This window comes from Arthrobacter zhaoxinii, assembly GCF_024385505.1.
Lineage (GTDB): Bacteria > Actinomycetota > Actinomycetes > Actinomycetales > Micrococcaceae > Arthrobacter_B > Arthrobacter_B zhaoxinii.
The window spans coordinates 110348-127555 of the sequence record NZ_JANFLT010000005.1 but is presented as its reverse complement, the minus strand read 5'-3'; the positions used below and the strand labels follow the sequence as shown (position 1 = coordinate 127555).

The following is a 17208-nucleotide window of genomic DNA, read 5'->3' as shown; positions in this document are numbered from 1 at the left end:
CCCGGCTCAGCATGTCGCCTTACGAAGCGACGCCGCCAGCCGCACGGCGCTGTGCAAACCCGCCGTTTAGTCCTGCGACTCGAGCAATCAGGTGCCCGGCAGCGGCGGTGCGGTGGATTGGTAGGTGTGCCAGGTGGGCGTGGTTATTCGCACCGTGTGCCGGTCCGGATTATCAACACCTTCGGCCCGCCATCCGGCTGCTTCCTTGGCGTGGTTGCAGGCTTCGCAGAGACCCTGCAGGTTGTCGCCGGAGGTGCGGCCGCCTAGGCGATGGGGTCGGATATGGTCGCGGTGCCGGATCGGGGCGTTGCACCACGGTGTCCGGCAGGTTTGGTCCCTCGTGGAAATGAACCTCGACAACGCTTCGGGGACAAACCGCGCCTTCGAGTCCATGCCGATGAGTTCACCCGAGGTCGGGGCGGTATAGAGGCGCCGGAGCCAGAGATCCGGCGCCTCTGGTGCTCCACGTCGGCTGGTCCGTTCCGTCCGTTCTTCGTGTCCGGCTTTTCGCACCGCGTCGCGTGCCCACATGGCGGGCACCACGCCGTATCCCTGGAGGTAGGCCGGCTCTTCGGCGCCCGCAAGAAGCGTACGGTCGGTCATGACGAGCTGGACTTCCAGCGGCACACGGTCAGCTTGGGTAAGGCCGGTGATTCTTTCGACCAGCGTGTCAGCCATGATCTGGCCCCGGCCGCGCTCATCGCCGCGTGCCCGGAGGGAATCCGCTTCACGGCTGAGGGCGGCAAATACGGCGACGCCCTGGGCCACCGGCAACAGGCCTGTCAGATAGGTCATAGTGTCCGGGGCGGGCCGGCAGGAAACATAACGGTCCACCTGCGCCTTGGCTGCACGCCGGACCAGTGCCTCCTGGTCGATCCGGTACGTCAGTTTCCGGATCCGGCCAATCAAACGCCCATCACCGAGCCCCTCGAGACCGGCAACGTCTCCGGCTACCTCACGGTCCACCAAGCGCCGGTCGGATACCGACAGGCATGCAGTCTCGCGGACCAGCAGCGTGGCCCGCCATTCGTTGAGTCTGCCCTCGGACAGCGCCCGGAGTGTGCATGGCATTTCATGTGCAAGCGCCTTGGAAAATCCAAGAATCCGCCCACCGCGTGCAGGAGATTCGCGTCGGGCGAGGGCGATTTGAGCAGCGACTCCTCTCCCCTGATGCTCCTCGGGAATGCCGGAGCGGACATCCTTTGCACGGACGGAGGCATCGAAGGCGGCTGCGACGCGAACCTGGGCTGCTGCAGCAGCGGCCTTGAGTTCTTCCAGCACACGCAGACGGTTTATCAGACCCGCATCTGTATCGGCGGCAACATCCTTCAGTGCCTGCCCGGACGACAGCTCGGCGATCCACGTGGTGACCGGCGAGGAGGACGGTTCGTCGCCACAGCCAGCACCATCAACCGGTAGGGAATAGTCCCGATTTGATTCGAACATGTGTTCGATGCTATTGACCCGAAACCAAGCCCGCAATAGGAGGTTTCATCCTTGTGGAAAACTACCCATGGTCCCGACTACCCCACCCTGACCTGCGGAAACACTTGAAGGGTTGCTCAGGATCCGGTCTGATGTCCCCTGCCGATCCCGGGTGCTCGCTGGAGGCGTGCAACCGTCGGCCCGGAGGCCGGTCTGGATCCGCCGTAGGCGGCAGGCTGGGAGTCACGCCGTCAGCCCGCCCCAGGTCAGCCGCCCGCCTCCGCCGCCCACCTCCGCCGCCGCCCGCCCCGCCGTCGGCTCCAGGTCCGGGACGCGTGCTACCGTTCGTGGCCCGTACCTAAGCTGAGGCCGCTCCCCCTAATGAAAAACCCCCGAATGAAACGAGCCGCATGACTGTTGCAAAGCCCGGGAACTACTACGCCGTTCCTGAACTTGCAGGCGCCTACGACGCCGATACGGAAGCCCGGCAGGACCTGCCGTTCTACCTGTCCCTGGCTGCAGCACTGGGCGCCCGCCGCGTTGCGGACATCGGATCAGGAACAGGCCTGCTCTGCAGCCTGTTGGCCGGGGAAGGGCATGAAGTGATCGGTGTCGAACCGGAAGACACCATGCTCTCGCTCGCTGCGTCCCAACCGCATGCCGACGCCGTCGCCTGGGTTCGAGGAACCGCGGAACGCCTGCCGGATGCCTGGGCCGATCTGGTTCTGATGACCGGACATGTTGCACAGTACTTCCTCGATGACACCTCCTGGGGGCAGGTCCTCAGCCATGCGGGACGGGCTCTGAGGTCCGGAGGCAGGCTGGCATTTGAAGTGCGCAACCCGGACGCTGAAGTCTGGCGCCGGTGGGAGGGCACACATCACACCAGTCGGGGAACAGTCATCCAGACCGTCCGGCGCAACGGCGACCTGGTCACGCACACCGATACCTGGACCAACGAATCCGGCACCTGGACCACGACCGAGACACTGCGTTTCCCCTCCTGGGACACGGTGACCGCAGGGCTGCAAGCGGCAGGACTTACGGTCGATCAGTGCTGGGGGAACTGGGATCGAAGCCCGGTGCGGAAGGATTCACCGGAGTGGATCGTCCTCGCCGGCCCGGCCTAGCCCCCGCTGTCCTGCGTCACCAGCCACTCGTGCGCCCCGGCGTCGGCCGCTCCCATAGACTCGACCACCGGAACAGTCCGAGCCCGCACTGCTTCCCGCTGGGCCGGGGGCGCGCATTCCCCCTGCGGCAGATCCCCGGCAACGGAACACCACCGGTACGGGTCCCGGACAATCACCGACGGCGCCCAGGCAAGGTCACCGACCGACCACTCCCCGGCGTCGTCGCGCACGAACTGCGCCCGGACAATCAAGCCCTCATTGTTGACGTCGTACCAGGGCGACAGCTCCGTCACGGCATTGCCGAGCCCGTACACAATCCAGGTGCCGTTGTAGTTCTCGATCGGCAGGACCGAGTGTGTGTGGTGGCCGTAAATAAAGTCGAACTCGCCGCTGTCCGCCAGCGCGTGGGCGGTTTCCACCTGCTGGGCGTTGGGCGCCGAGGCGTATTCGTCCCCGGCGTGGATCGCCGCGACGACGACGTCGGCCCCCTCCGCCCGGGCCGCCGTCGCCTTCGCGATCATCGCCGGAGCGTCGAGCAGGTCCACCTGCCACGGATACTCGGCCACCAGCCCGTTCAGTCCGTAGGTCGCCTCGATGACGGCGAGGTCCCCCGCCGGCGCGGACAGGAGCATGGGTGCTCCGGCACCGGCTTCCGCGGCGTATGACCCGGTGTGCTCCAGCCCGAGCGAATCCAGCACCCCGAGCGTGCGGTTCAGCCCGGCCGTGCCGGCGTCGACGGTGTGGTTGCTGGCAGTGGTGCAACCGGAATAGCCGACGGCGGCCGCGGCGGTAAGGATCTGCGGAGGCACGTTGAACAGAGGATAGCCCGCATAGGGACCGTCCGGCTCGGCCACCGGAGTTTCCATGTGGCACACGGCCAGGTCGGCGCCGGAGATGTAGGTCCGCTGCCCGGCCAGCAGCGGCTCGAAGTCCAGCGGAGCCTTCCCGGTGGCAGCCGCATCCGCCGCGGCCTGCTCCCAGAGCTGGGGGTGGACCAGGAGGTCCCCGGCGAGCATCAGGGAGAAGCAGTTCTCCGTGGGACACTCCGGTCCTTTTCCGGGGCTGCCGGGATCCGCGGACGGTGCCGGGACGGACGGCGAGGCGGACGGATCGGCGGCAGAAGACGCCGACGACGACGCCCCGCCGGCACCCCCGCCGCCCTCCTCCCCGCTGCCCCCGGCCGCCGTGCAGCCGCCGAGCAGCAGGGCCAGCACCAGCGCCGCCGCGGGTCCCGGCAGCCGGTCCGGCGCCGGACCGGCCCCTGCAGTGCGAACGCCGAGGTTGCGTTTCATGAACTCCGCCATAACTCCCCCACGGATCTCGCCCCAGGCCTGCGGGCTGCGGGCAGCGGGGAATCGGACCGATCCTACGGCAGTGTCAGGTTGGATTGGCATGCTCCGCTGTGCCAGTCTTGGGCTTTATGGACAACCCCTTCCTTTACCCGAGTAGCCTGCCGTACCAGCTACCCCCGTTCGAGCAGATCAACGAAGACGTTTTCCTGCCCGCCTTTGAGAGCGGCATCCGTGAGCACGCCGCGCAGATCGAGCGCGTTGCCGCGAACCCGCAGGCCCCGGACTTCGGCAACACCATTGCAGCACTGGAGTCCTCGGGCCAGGAACTGGGCCGGACCGCCGTCGTCTTCTTCACCTTCTGCGCCGCCCACGCCACCGACGGCGTGCAGCAGATCCAGCAGGAGATCAGTCCCCGGCTGGCCGCCCACGAGGACGCCGTCTACCTCAACCGGCAGCTCTTCGACCGGGTGGAGGCGGTTGCGGGAGAAACCGACGGCCTGGATGACGAGCAGGCGCGCCTCGTGTCCGAGTACCGCCGCCGGTTCATCCGCGCCGGGGCCCGGCTCGACGACGCCGGCCAGGCACGCATGCGGGAACTGAACGCCCGGCTTTCGGAACTCGGGACGGAGTTTTCCCAGCGCCTGCTGAAGGGCACCAATGATTCCGCCCTGGTGCTCGACGACGCGGCCGAACTCGACGGCCTGTCCGACGACGACGTCGCCGCCGCTGCCACTGCGGCCAAGCAGGTCGGACACGACGGCAAATACCTGCTGTCCCTCGTCCTGCCCACCCCGCAGCCGGCCCTGGCGTCGCTGACCCGCCGGGAGACCCGCCGTCGCCTGCACGAAGCGTCCCTAAAGCGCGGCTTCCGGGACAATGACCGGAACACGCTGGCCATCGCCGCCGAGCTGGCTGCGCTGCGCGCAGAGAAGGCCGCACTGCTCGGTTTTGCCAGCCATGCCGAGTACGCCACGGACGACCAGACCGCACCAACCCTGGACGCCATCCACGAGATGCTGGACAAGCTTGCCCCCGCTGCCGTGCGCAACGCCAAGGCCGAAGCAGAAGAACTGCGCGAAGCAGCCCGGCGGAACGGCCACGAACTGGCCGCCTGGGACTGGGCATACTACTCGGAGCAGGTCCGGCGGGAGAAGTTCGACGTTGACTCCGCCGCCCTGCGCCCGTACTTCGAGCTGGAGCGTGTGCTGAATGACGGAGTCTTCTACGCTGCAAACCGCCTCTACGGCCTCACCTTCACCGAACGCACGGATCTGGCGGGTTACCACCCGGACGTCCGGGTCTGGGAGGTTAAGGACGACGACGGCACCGGACTGGGCCTGTTCCTGGGCGACTACTACACCCGCGACACCAAGAACGGCGGCGCGTGGATGAATTCCCTGGTCCACCAGTCCCGGCTGCTGGACGCCCCGCCCGTGGTCATCAACAACCTGAACATTTCCCGGCCCGCGGCCGGCGAGCCCACGCTGCTGAGCTTCGGCGAAGTCGTCACCGCGTTCCACGAATTCGGCCATGCGCTGCACGGCCTGTTCTCCGACGTCACCTATCCCCAGTTCTCCGGCACCGCCGTACCGCGTGACTTCGTGGAATACCCGTCGCAGGTCAACGAGATGTGGATGCTGTGGCCGGAGGTGGTCAGCAACTTCGCGAAGCACCACATCACCGGGGAGCCGCTGCCGCAGGACGTCATTGACAAGGTCAACGCGGCGGCCGTCTGGGGCGAAGGGTTCTCCACCACCGAGTACCTCGGTGCCGCCCTGCTGGACCTGGCCTGGCACGAACTGCCGCCGGGCGAAACGGTGCAGGATCCGGAAGCCTTCGAGGCCGCTGCCCTGGCGGCGGCCGGCGTCGACCTGGACCTGGTTCCGCCGCGCTACCGGACCGGCTACTTCAAGCACATCTTTGCCGGCGGCTACGCAGCCTCCTACTATGCCTACATCTGGAGCGAGGTGCTCGACGCCGACACGGTCGAGTGGTTCCGGGAAAACGGCGGCCTGACCCGGGAGAACGGCGACCGTTTCCGGACGGAGCTGCTCTCCCGCGGCAACAGCATCGACCCGCTGCAGGCGTTCCGGAACTTCCGCGGACGCGACGCGCAGATCCAGCCGCTGCTGGACCGGCGAGGCCTGGCGTAGGCAGCAAGGCAGGCCGGCAGGCAGGCACAGAACAGCAAAAGGCGGGAACCGGATCACCGGTTCCCGCCTTTACTGTCTGTTCTTTCTGACCTTCTACGTTGCCGGATTCCCCAGCTTCGCCTGCCGGCGGACACTGTACATCCGCTGGCCGATGGTCACGCAGCTGGCCAGGGTCAGCAGGATGAGGACCACCAGCAGCAGGACCTCGGGCACGCCCAGCCCCACCAGTCCTGTGGCCACCAGCAAGGAGACCAGCCGCTCGGCACGTTCGGCAATGCCGACGTTGGCGGAGAAGCCCAGCGACTCGGCCTTGGCGCGGATGTAGGAAACCAGCATTCCCACCACCAGGCAGAGGACGGCCGCGATGCCGATCGCGTCGTTGCCGCCGCCGGTGAAGAACCAGATGGCGACGCCGGCAAACAGGGCGCCGTCGGCAAAGCGGTCGAGGGTGGAATCCAGGAACCCGCCCCAGCTGCCCTTGCGCTGCTGCTGCCGGGCCATGATTCCGTCCACTACGTCGGAGAAGATGAAGACGGTGATGAAGATGGTGCCCCAGAAGAGCTCACCCAGCGGATAAAAAACCAGTCCGCCGATCATCACGCCGAGGGTGCCGGCAATGGTGACCATGTCCGGGGTTACCCCGCGGCGCAGCAGCCAGGCGGCCAGCGGGCTGAAAACGGCAGTAAAGAATCCCCGCGCGTATTTGTTGAGCACGCGTCAGTCCTCACTGTCCGGGCCGGAGCCCTCTTCGGGCCAGGCCTCGGCCACCTGCCGGCGCACCTCGCCCAGGGTCTGGGTGATGGCCTTGGTCTGCGCAATGATCGGCAGGAAGTTTCCGTCACCGCCCCACCGCGGCACGATGTGCTGGTGCAGGTGCGCGGCAATCCCGGCCCCGCCGGTTTCGCCCTGGTTCATGCCCAGGTTGAAACCGGTGGGGCTGGATACCTTCCGCAGCACGCGCATGGCGGTCTGCGTCAGGGCAGCAATTTCCGCGGTCTCCTCCGGGTCGATGTCCGTGTAGTCCGGCACATGCCGGTACGGGCAGACCAGCAGGTGGCCGGCGTTGTACGGGAAGAGGTTCAGGATCACGAAGGCGTGCCGGCCGCGGTGGACAATCAGCGATTCCTCGTCCGACCGCTCCGGCGCGGCGCAGAACGGGCAGGTCTCCTTTGAGGAAACCTGCTTCTGCCCGCCCTTGATGTAGGCCAGCCGGTGCGGAGTCCAGAGCCGCTGGAACGAGTCGGGGACGCCGGCGAGTTCAAACGTGTCCGTCACCGCGGCGTCGTCAGGCTGTTCTCCCATAGCGTCCCCGCCGCCCTACTTGTCCCGGTTACGGACGGCTTCAACAATCCGCTTGACGGCCTCTTCAACGGGCACGCCGTTGTCCTGGCTGCCGTCACGGAAGCGGAAGGAGACGGCGCCTGCCTCGGCGTCGTCACCGCCGGCGATCAGGACAAACGGAATCTTGTCTTTGGACGCGGTGCGGATCTTCTTCGGGAAGCGGTCGGTGCCGGTGTCCACCTGGGCGCGGATGCCGTGCGCCTTGAGCTTGTCGACGACGTCGAACATGTAGTCGTTGAACGCTTCGGCCACGGGGATGCCGACTACCTGAACCGGTGCCAGCCAGGCCGGGAACGCGCCGGCATAGTGCTCGGTCAGCACGGCCATGAAGCGTTCCACGGACCCGAACAGGGCGCGGTGGATCATGACCGGGCGCTGGCGGGTGCCGTCGGCGGCCTGGTACTCGAGTTCGAAGCGCTCGGGCAGGTTGAAGTCCAGCTGGATGGTGGACATCTGCCAGGTGCGGCCGATGGCGTCGCGGGCCTGGACGGAGATCTTCGGGCCGTAGAAGGCTGCTCCGCCCGGATCCGGGACCAGGTCCAGGCCGGAAGCTTCGGCAACCTCGGCGAGGGTGCGGGTGGCTTCCTCCCAGATGTCGTCGGACCCGACGAACTTCTCCGGGTCCTTGGTGGACAGCTCCAGGTAGAAGTCATCCAGGCCGTAGTCCTTGAGCAGGTCCAGCACGAACTTCAGCGTGGTGGTCAGCTCGTCCTTCATCTGCTCACGGGTGCAGTAGATGTGGGCGTCGTCCTGGGTCATGCCCCGCACGCGCGTCAGGCCGTGGATCACGCCGGACTTCTCGTAGCGGTACACGGAACCGAATTCGAACAGCCGCAGCGGAAGCTCACGGTAGGACCGTCCGCGGGAGCGGAAGATCAGGTTGTGCATGGGGCAGTTCATCGGCTTCAGGTAGTAGTCCTGGCCGGGCTTGGTGACCTCGCCGGTCTCCGGATCGGTGACTTCGTCCACGTGCATGGGAGGGAACATCCCGTCGCGGTACCAGTCCAGGTGGCCGGAAACCTCGTACAGGTGGCCCTTGGTGATGTGCGGGGTGTAGACGAACTCGTAGCCGGCCTCGGTGTGGCGCTGGCGGGAGTAGTCCTCCATGGCCTTGCGGATGATGCCGCCCTTGGGGTGGAACACCGGCAGGCCCGAACCCAGCTCGTCCGGGAAGGAGAACAGGTCCAGTTCGGTGCCCAGCTTGCGGTGGTCGCGGCGCTCGGCCTCGGCCAGGCGTTCCTGGTAGGCCTTCAGCGCGTCCTTGGTGGGCCAGGCGGTGCCGTAGATACGCTGCAGCTGCTGGTTCTTCTGGTTGCCCAGCCAGTACGCGGCGGCGGAGCGGGTGAGGGCGAAGGCGTTGGAGATCAGCTTGGTGTTGGGCAGGTGCGGGCCGCGGCACAGATCGCACCAGACGACGTCGCCGGACTTGCGGTCCACATTGTCGTAAATGGTGATCTCGCCGGCACCGACCTCGATGCTGGCACCTTCGCCCGCTTCCTCGGCGCCGTCCTTCTTGCCCAGCAGTTCAAGCTTGTACGGCTCGTTCTTCATGGCTTCGCGGGCTTCGTCTTCGCTGACCACGCGGCGGGCGAACTTCTGGTTCGAGTTGATGATCTTCTGCATCATCTTCTCGAGGGTCTTCAGGTCCTCCGGCGTGAACGGCTCGGCAACATCGAAGTCGAAGTAGAAGCCGTCCTTGATGTACGGGCCGATGCCCAGCTTGGCATCCGGACGCAGCTGCTGCACGGCCTGGGCCATGACATGGGCGGTGGAGTGGCGCAGGACATTCAGTCCGTCTTCGGACTCAATGGTGACGGATTCCACGATGTCGCCCTGCTCCAGCGGCGTATCCAGGTCCTTGAGGACGGAGTGGACGCGCATCACGACGACGTCGCGGCGTTCGAAGAAGAGCTGCGCACCGGTGGTGCCAGTATCCACCGTGGTCTCTTCGCCGTCGACGATGAGGGTGAACTTCTCTGGCACTGACACGGTTGTCTCCTAGATTTCGTTGTACGGCGTCTGCTGCACGGCCTGGACACGGCCGCACTCCCGCCCGTACCGATGTTATCCGCTGCGCTTGGACCCCACCAACATGCCGCGCTGACGGCCGGGCTTCGGAAGTGAGTCCGTGTCCGCCAGGTTCCATGCCTCGAGTGCCTGCAGGCTGATGCCCCGCGGGCCGGTGCGGCGGGTTAGCCCGCGGACCAGCAGCAGTTCGGTGCCGAAGAGCAGCGGACCGGATTTCTCCTGCGCCTCGTGGAAGAACGTGCAGTCAATGCACCCGGTGCCGTCGTCGAGGCTGATGAACACCACCCGGCGTCCCCCGCGCATGGGAGGCGTCTGCGTGGCCACCCGGATCCCGGCGACCAGCACCTCGGTCCCGTTGCGCAGGTCCATCAGTGCTTCCGCGGGTGTGACGCCGAGTCCGCGCAGCAGCGGACCGTAGCTTTCCATCAGGTGTGCACTGACGTCCACGGACAGCAGATCCAGTTCGGTGCGGACCTTTTCCCGCAGTCCCGGTTCCGGCAGGTGATGGTGCAGGTTCGTCAGCTCGGTATCTCCCAGCGGCAGGGCCAGCTGCCCCGGAATCGGATCGTGCTTCCGGGACGCGGATTTTGCCGGTGCGGCGTCGAGGTAGGAGATCAAGTCCGCGCGGCTCGCCTCAGAGCCGGTCTGCTTACTCAGGAAATCGAAGGCACCGAGCTGGGCCAGCCGGCGCAGGGTGGGGCGGGAGACCTTCGCGCGAGCCCGCAGGTCCGCCAGTGAGTCATAGGGCTGCCCGGCGGCAATGCGCTTTAGCTCGACGGCGGACAGTCCGTAGATCCCGGCCAGGGACAGCCGGATGCCCAGCTGGCCGTCGTCGAGCCGTTCCACCCGGTAGGTTTCGCCGCTGCGGTTGATGTCCAGGGGCAGGATTGGAATGCCCATCCGCCGCGCCTCGGCCACGAGCAGCCGGCGGGGATACATCCCGGGATCATGTTCGAAGATCCCGGCGAGGAAGGCTGCCGGGTGGTGCGCCTTCAGCCACGCGGACTGGTAGGTGGGTACGGCAAAAGCCGCGCCGTGGGCCTTGCAGAAGCCGAAGCTGCCGAAGGCCTTGAGCGTGTCCCAGACCTTGTTGATGGTCTCCTGCGTGTAGCCGCGGGCGGCGGCCTTGCTGCGGAAGTATTCCTCCACCCCGGGCTCGGCGGTTTCATTGCCCAGCAGCCGGCGCAGTTCGTCTGCCTTCGCCAGCCCGCAGCCGGTGAAGACGTTCAGCGTCCGCAGCACCTGCTCGTGGAAAACCGTGACGCCGTGGGTTTCGGCCAGCACCGGGCGCAGCGCCTCGTGCGGGTACACCTCGGGGGAAAATCCGTGCCGGTGTTCCAGGAACGGCCGGACCATATCGGATTTCATCGGGCCCGGCCGGAACAGGGAAATGTCGATGATCAGGTCATTGAACTCCCGCGGTGCCATCTTGCCCACCAGCTCGCGCTGGCCCGGGGATTCGATCTGGAAGCAGCCCAGGGTATGCGTGCTGCGGATGAGTTCGTAGGTGGGTTCGTCGTCGAACGGCACGGCATCCAGGTTGATCCGGCCGTCCGCTTCGACAAACTCCGGGTCCGGCGCTTCCGGCCCGTCCCGGTGCCTGCCGGCGGCGATGACTTCCTCGCGGGAGGAATGCACACGCACTACTTCGCGGACGGCAAAGGCCATGGCGCTCTGCATCCGCACGCCCAGCACATCGAGTTTGAGCATGCCCATGGGATCCATGTCGTGCTTGTCGAACTGGGACATGGGCAGGCCCAGGCCGCTGGGCTGCACGGGGGTGCGGTCCAGCAGGGAGGTGTCCCCCAGGATCACTCCGCAGGGATGCATGGAAATGTGCCGGGGCAGCCGGTCCAGGCGTTCGGTGAGGTCCACCAGCAGGTCCAGCTGCTGGTTCTTTTCCACCTGGCCGGAGAATTCCCGCAGTTCGGGCTTTTCGGCGAGCGCCTCGCGGAAGTTGCGGGCCGAGAAACGCCACAGCTGTTTAGCCACAGCGCCGATCTCCTCCTCGGGCATGCCCAGCGCCATGCCGGCGTCGCGCACCGCTCCCCGCGCCCGGTAGCCGTTCTGCATGCTCATCAGGGTGACCCGTTCGGAGCCGAAGCGTTCGAAGATGCGGTGATAGACGTTGTGCCGCTCGGCGCTTTCCACGTCGATGTCGATGTCCGGCAGCGTGGAGCGGTCCCGGGAGAGGAAGCGTTCAAAGATCAGGTCGTGGTCCAGCGGGTTCACGTGGCTGACGCCCAGCAGGTAGTTCACCAGCGAGGATGCGCCCGACCCCCGGGCCGCGGCGCGTACCCCCATCCCGGTGATCATGGCCGAGACTTCCGCGACCGTGAGGAAGTAGGAGGCGAAGCCCAGCCGTTCGATGATGCCCAGCTCGTGTTCGAGCCGGTTGCGCAGTTCGACTTCGGCAATGGAGTCCCGGGCACGCAGCCGCCGGTTGATCCCCGCCTCGCAGCGCTGGCGCAGTTCGATCATGGGTTCGGCCTCGATGCCGATCACCGAGGCTTCGGGGACCACGGGCTGCTTCCAGCCCATGTCCGCCACCGGATCCATCCGGCAGCTATCCGCGAGCGCCGCAGTGTCGGTGAGCATCCGTGCCGCTCCCGAGGAACCGTAGCCTGCCTCCGAGCTGATCTCGCGGGCCAGTGCAGTCATCTCCCGTGTCCCCTTGAGCCAGCCCTGCCCGTTGGGCTGCCGGTCCGGGAGGCGGGAGAGGGAGGTCAGCGACCGCGCGGCGTCGAGCACGTCAGCAGTGGCGGCTCCATCCTCATCCACGTACCGCACGGCATTGGTGAGGATGCCGGGCACGCGCATCTCATCGGCCAGCCGGAACATCCGTACTGCGTGGGCCAGGCTGAGGTTCTCCCCCGGTGCGGACAGATGCGTGACCACCTCGACGGCGAGCGCCCGGGCAGGGATCAGCGAGCGCCAGCGGCCGAACAGGGTGCGGGCGACGGCGTAACTGCGGCTGCGCATGGCCTGGCCGACGTCGGACTGCGGTCCGACGAGGACGGTCAGGACCGGTTCGTCCTCCCCCTCTGTGCTGACATACCCGGCAAGCTGCTCCATGGTGACGCCTACCGGTTTGCCGGAGCGTGCCCGTGAGGCGGAGGTGGCGGCGTGTGCAGCGGAGATCAGCCGGCACAGTGCACGGTAACCCGCTCCCCCGGTATGCCCGTGGGCGAGAATGACCACCCGGCCGGTGACGGCGTTCCCGTCATCCAGCACAGCCAGGTCCACGCCCACAATGGGATCGATGCCCGCTTCCATGCATGCACGCAGGTGCTTGACCGTTCCGTAGAGCCCGTCCCGGTCGGTGCAGGCGAGCGCATCGGCGCCGTCGGCCGCTGCGGCCTGCGCCATCTCCTCCGGCCAGGACACCCCGTAGTGGGCGCTGAACGCGGTGGCGGCGTGCAGGTGGATAAAGCTCATCGCTTAGGCACTGTCCTTCATTAGGTGCTGTCCCTCAGTGCGTCATGAATGCGGATCAGGCGCCAGCGGTCGCTGCGGACGTGATGCGAGAGGTCAAGGGTGCGCAGGTCGGAGCGGTCATTGACGCGTGCCTGGACCCGCCAGATCTCGGTATCCACCAGTCCGGCGCCGTGTCCGCGTTCGGCGCGGGTTTCCTCTTCCCACCAGTTGCGGCGTTCGTACCAGCGCACCGGGTCCGCTCCCACCTTGTAGGTGCGGCCTCCCCATGTAAGCCTCAGAGGTTGCCCCGCGGGTGAGCACACCACCTCTATTGCTTCGCTGAAGACACCCATTCAGCTTCCTCCCGGCCCCGGTACACAGGCGCACCGCCTGCGCCTTTCCCACTGGTTATCCCTTGGTTATCAATAGGCAACTAATTCGAACATATGTTCGAACAGCTCCGCCACCAGTGTACGACCAGCCGGGGACAAACAACACCACACAGGGACGGATGCGGCGGAGGCCCTGCCGCCCCGCCCGGCAGTATCCGGAAGCGCCGCTGCAGGAATACCTGCCCACATATGGGGCACACTGTTCCCAGACACACCGGATCCAGGGCAGGAAGCCCTGATCCGGGTACTTTTCATCGGATGGGGGCCGGAGCGTGGCTATTGACCGAAACACACCGCGGGCACCCGCACACCTGCAAACTTCCCGCCGCATTGGCGGCCTGGGGATTGCCGGCATGCTAGCTGTTGTTCTGGGGTATGCGCTTTTCCTGATTTCTCCGCTTTCGAACCTGATGTTCGGCTTCCTCGCATATCCGGGACTCGCCGCCGTCGGCATTGCGGTGATCGGCTTCATTGCGGCAATGGTCAGGGGCGACGGGTGGCTCGCCACAGCCATGTTCATCATCCCGTCCCTGCTCTATCAGGCAGTGGTTCTGGGGTTCGCCATCGTGGGGTTCGCCATCCTTGCCACCTACCGGCCGTAGGGCAGCTGCTTAGCGGTCCGCCTCTCCGCTAACCCGGGACGTGGTGGACAACGGCGTTTCCCGGATGAACAGGCACAGCACCAGGGCCACTGCCATGACGGGCACGCTGAGCAGGAAAATGGGAGGCAGGGCGTGCCCAAAGGCCGCAGCAATAAAGTCCTGCACCGGGGCGGGGAGTCCGCGGAGCATGGCCGGGCTCAGCGAATTGATGTCCCCGCCGATTCCAGCTCCGGCCCCCGGGGGCGCCGCTGCAATCTCATTGCCCAGCCGGTGGATGAAGATCGACCCGAACAGTGCGATCCCGAAGGAAGCGCCGATCTGCCGGAAATAATTCGCTGCGGATATCGCCGCCCCCATGTCCCTGCCCGGCACGCTGTTCTGCACAATCAGGACCAGGTTCTGCATCAGCATCCCCAGACCGAGTCCCATCACCAGCATGCCAAGAGCAGTGAAGCTGTAGGCGGTGGTGTCGGAGATCCGTGAGAGCAGCACCAGCCCGGCAATGATCACGGCGCAGCCCAGCACCGGATAGATCTTGTACCGGCCGGTGCGGGAAATCAGCTGTCCTGTGCCGATGGAGGTCAGCAGCAGCCCGCCCATCATGGGCAGCATCATCAGGCCCGACTGCGTGGCGGTGGCCCGGTTCACCATCTGCAGGAAGGTGGGCAGGTAGGAGATGGTGGAGAACATCGCGATTCCGACGGCGATGCCCACCAGCACCGGCAGCAGGAAATTCCGGCTGCGGAACAGGCCCAGCGGCAGGATGGGTTCCGGAGCCCGCTTCTCCACCCGGACAAACACCGCTCCGGCTGCCAGCGTCACCACGGCCAGGGCAAGGATCCGGGGACTGGACCAGGCGTACGTGGTGCCGGCCCAGGTGGTCAGCATCACCAGGGCGGCGCTCGCGAGTGCGAGCAGCCCGGCGCCTGCGTAGTCCAGCTTCGGACGCCTGCCCCGGGGTTTGGGCAGGTGCAGCGAGGACACGACGACGGCGAGCGCCACGGCGCCGATGGGCAGGTTGATGTAGAACACCCACCGCCAGGACCAGGCATCGGTGATCCAGCCGCCCAGCAGCGGGCCGCCGACGGATGCCAGCCCGAAGGCCGCACCGATCAGGCCCATGTACTTCCCGCGCTCCCGCGGGGAGACCAGGTCTCCGAGGATGGCCTGCGCCCCGATCATCAGCCCGCCGCCGCCGATGCCCTGCAGGGCACGGAAACCGATCAGCTGGCCCATATTCTGCGCCAGTCCGGACAGGACCGAACCGATGAGGAACACCGCGATTGCGAAAATGAAAATGCTTTTGCGGCCAAACAGATCCCCGAGCTTGCCGTATACCGGCAGGCCGATGGTGGCCGCCAGGATATACGCGGTGACCACCCAGGACAGATGCTCCAACCCGTTCAGGTCCCCCACGATGGTGGGCAGGGCGGTAGCGACGATGGTTTGGTCCAGGGCTGCCAGCAGCACGGAAAGCACCAGTCCCGTGAAGACCGGCACGAGGTTCCGCTTCGGTTCCTCGCCCGGGGCGGTCTCCTCCCGATGCTTGGGCAGGGCGGTCCCGGAGCGGTCCGGGGGTGCCGCGGTGCGCGGCGTTATTGCTCTGTGGGACATAGCGTGTTTCTTCTCTTCTCGGTTGCCGGCCTACGCTGCGTCCATATCCACCCGCGCCGTCCTGGACAGCGGCTGCTGCACAAGAAACAGCGTCAGGACAAAGGCCGCCCCAAGGATCGGCACCCCGAGCAGGAAGATCGGCGGCAGCGCCTCGCCGAACGCGGATTTGATAAAGTCCTGCGCCGGAGCAGGCAGCGCCCTGATGCTGTCCGGACTGATGGAATTGGCGCCGCCCGACGCCGCGTCACCGGCTCCGGCCGGTGCGGAGGCCAGCTGGTCGTTCAGCCGCCGGATGAACAGGGAGCCGAAGAGGGCAATCCCCAGGGAACCGCCCATCTGCCGGAAGTAATTGGCGGTGGAGACCCCGGTGCCCATGTCCTTGGCCGGGACACTGTTCTGCACAATCAGCACCACGTTCTGCATCAGTGCTCCGATCCCGAGCCCCAGTACGAACATGCCGAGCGCGGTGAGGAGGTACGGCGTCGTACTGGAAATGCGCGAGAGCAGCAGCAGGCCGCCGATCATGGTGAGGGACCCGAGAATCGGATAAATCTTGTACTTGCCCGTCCGGGAGATCAGCTGCCCCGTCCCGATCGAGGTGATGAGCAGCCCTGCCGTCATGGGGAGCATCATCAGCCCGGACATAGTGGGACTGGCTCCGTTGACGATCTGCAGGAAGGTCGGCAGGTAGGCAATGGACCCGAACATGGCCAGCCCCACCGCCAGCCCCACCAGTGTGCAGATCAGGAAGTTGCGGATCCCGAAAAGGCGCAGCGGAAGTATCGGTTCGGACGCACGCAGTTCCACCGGAATGAAGAGTGCGACGGCGACGGCGGCCACTGCTCCCAGCGTGAGGATGGTGGGAGAGGTCCAGGCGTAGTTGTTGCCGCCCCAGCTGGTCAGCAGCACCAGGGCGGCGCTGCCGACGGCAAGCAGTGCGGCACCGGCATAGTCCAGCCGGATCCCTTTGCGTTCGGACCGCGGCAGGTGCAGGGCGGTGATGATGACCGCGAGCGCCACCGCACCGATGGGCAGGTTGATGTAGAACACCCACCGCCAGGACCAGTAGTCGGTAAGGTATCCGCCCAGCAGCGGTCCGCTGACGGAAGCGATGCCGAACGCCGCCCCGATCAGGCCCATGTACCTGCCGCGCTCGCGGGCGGGCACAATGTCGCCGATAATGGCCTGGGCACCGATGATGAGTCCGCCGCCGCCCACACCCTGGATGGCCCGGTAGGTGATGAGCTCGGTCATGCTGTGTGCCTGCCCGGACAGGGCGGACCCGCCCAGGAAAACCACGATGGCGAAAATGAAGATGTTCTTGCGCCCGAGCAGGTCCCCGAGCTTCCCGTAGATCGGCAGCCCGATGGTGGAGGTCAGCAGGTAGGCGGTGATCACCCAGGACAGGTGGTCCATACCCTGCAGATCCCCCACGATGGTGGGCAGGGCGGTGGAGACAATGGTCTGGTCCAGGGCGGAGACAAGCACCGCCAGCATCAGTCCGGCGAAAACGACGGCGATCTGGCGCCGCGAGTGTCCGCCTCCCGCATCGGCGCGGCCCTGCGCACTGTCCCCGCCGGGTGGAGGCGTTGACCGCGCCTGCGGGGTATGGGCCACCAGGGGGACGGCATTGACCGGCGCTCCCATGGCGCCGGCCATGCCGGCTATCGGATGGGTTGCTGCGGTTCCGTGGGGAGTAAACCTATCGGCCATGCACTCCTCCTTGGAAATTTCCGCCGGATGAGGGCAGTCCGGTTGGAACTTCCATTCGACGCCCACCGTCCTGCCAAGTCAACGGTCGGAGGCGGGCCACC

The 17208-nt window shown here is 66.4% G+C and carries 12 protein-coding genes; 3 read left to right on the top strand and 9 right to left on the bottom strand.

Features of this window, described 5'->3' with window-relative positions; all coding sequences use genetic code 11:
- Window positions 1–87: 87 nt before the first annotated feature.
- The gene (locus tag NNX37_RS07995) at window positions 88–1446 is read right to left on the bottom strand and encodes an HNH endonuclease (protein WP_255791854.1); all 1359 of its coding nucleotides are present in this window, start codon (window positions 1444–1446) and stop codon (window positions 88–90) included.
- A gap of 389 nt (window positions 1447–1835) precedes the next feature.
- Between NNX37_RS07995 and NNX37_RS07990 the strand changes: the two genes are divergently transcribed.
- The gene (locus NNX37_RS07990) at window positions 1836–2555 is read left to right on the top strand and encodes a class I SAM-dependent methyltransferase (RefSeq protein WP_255791853.1); all 720 of its coding nucleotides are present in this window, start codon (window positions 1836–1838) and stop codon (window positions 2553–2555) included.
- Here NNX37_RS07990 and NNX37_RS07985 read toward each other — a convergent pair.
- On the bottom strand, window positions 2552–3949 hold the full coding sequence (locus tag NNX37_RS07985) for a CapA family protein (RefSeq protein WP_308206308.1): 1398 nt from the start codon (window positions 3947–3949) through the stop codon (window positions 2552–2554). The two genes, NNX37_RS07990 and NNX37_RS07985, sit on opposite strands and share 4 nt — an antisense overlap.
- A gap of 26 nt (window positions 3950–3975) precedes the next feature.
- Between NNX37_RS07985 and NNX37_RS07980 the strand changes: the two genes are divergently transcribed.
- Window positions 3976–6000 carry a M3 family metallopeptidase gene (locus NNX37_RS07980; protein WP_255791851.1) on the top strand — a complete coding sequence of 675 codons (2025 nt, stop codon included), beginning with the start codon at window positions 3976–3978 and terminating at the stop codon, window positions 5998–6000.
- A gap of 93 nt (window positions 6001–6093) precedes the next feature.
- On the opposite strand, the gene pgsA is transcribed toward NNX37_RS07980, so the two are convergent.
- From pgsA to NNX37_RS07955, 5 genes are all read right to left on the bottom strand, one after another.
- Window positions 6094–6714, bottom strand: a complete 621-nt coding sequence (gene pgsA / locus NNX37_RS07975; protein ID WP_255791850.1) for a phosphatidylinositol phosphate synthase — start codon at window positions 6712–6714, stop codon at window positions 6094–6096.
- 3 nt (window positions 6715–6717) lie between these two features.
- Window positions 6718–7302, bottom strand: a complete 585-nt coding sequence (locus NNX37_RS07970; protein ID WP_255791848.1) for an HIT family protein — start codon at window positions 7300–7302, stop codon at window positions 6718–6720.
- A 15-nt stretch (window positions 7303–7317) separates the two neighbouring features.
- Complete coding sequence (gene thrS / locus NNX37_RS07965; RefSeq protein WP_255791847.1) at window positions 7318–9330, bottom strand: threonine--tRNA ligase; 2013 nt, start codon at window positions 9328–9330, stop codon at window positions 7318–7320.
- Between the two features lie 75 nt (window positions 9331–9405).
- Window positions 9406–12807 (bottom strand): DNA polymerase III subunit alpha, encoded by a 3402-nt coding sequence (locus tag NNX37_RS07960; protein WP_255791846.1) that lies wholly within the window; start codon window positions 12805–12807, stop codon window positions 9406–9408.
- A 20-nt stretch (window positions 12808–12827) separates the two neighbouring features.
- The gene (locus NNX37_RS07955) at window positions 12828–13139 is read right to left on the bottom strand and encodes a DUF6504 family protein (protein ID WP_255791844.1); all 312 of its coding nucleotides are present in this window, start codon (window positions 13137–13139) and stop codon (window positions 12828–12830) included.
- A 392-nt stretch (window positions 13140–13531) separates the two neighbouring features.
- Between NNX37_RS07955 and NNX37_RS07950 the strand changes: the two genes are divergently transcribed.
- Window positions 13532–13780 (top strand): hypothetical protein, encoded by a 249-nt coding sequence (locus tag NNX37_RS07950; RefSeq protein ID WP_255791842.1) that lies wholly within the window; start codon window positions 13532–13534, stop codon window positions 13778–13780.
- 9 nt (window positions 13781–13789) lie between these two features.
- Here the strand turns inward: NNX37_RS07950 and NNX37_RS07945 are convergent, their stop codons facing one another.
- Together NNX37_RS07945 and NNX37_RS07940 are read right to left on the bottom strand one after the other, a co-directional pair.
- On the bottom strand, window positions 13790–15394 hold the full coding sequence (locus NNX37_RS07945; RefSeq protein ID WP_255791840.1) for an MDR family MFS transporter: 1605 nt from the start codon (window positions 15392–15394) through the stop codon (window positions 13790–13792).
- Window positions 15395–15424: 30 nt separating this feature from the next.
- On the bottom strand, window positions 15425–17107 hold the full coding sequence (locus NNX37_RS07940; RefSeq protein WP_255791838.1) for an MDR family MFS transporter: 1683 nt from the start codon (window positions 17105–17107) through the stop codon (window positions 15425–15427).
- Window positions 17108–17208: the final 101 nt, after the last annotated feature.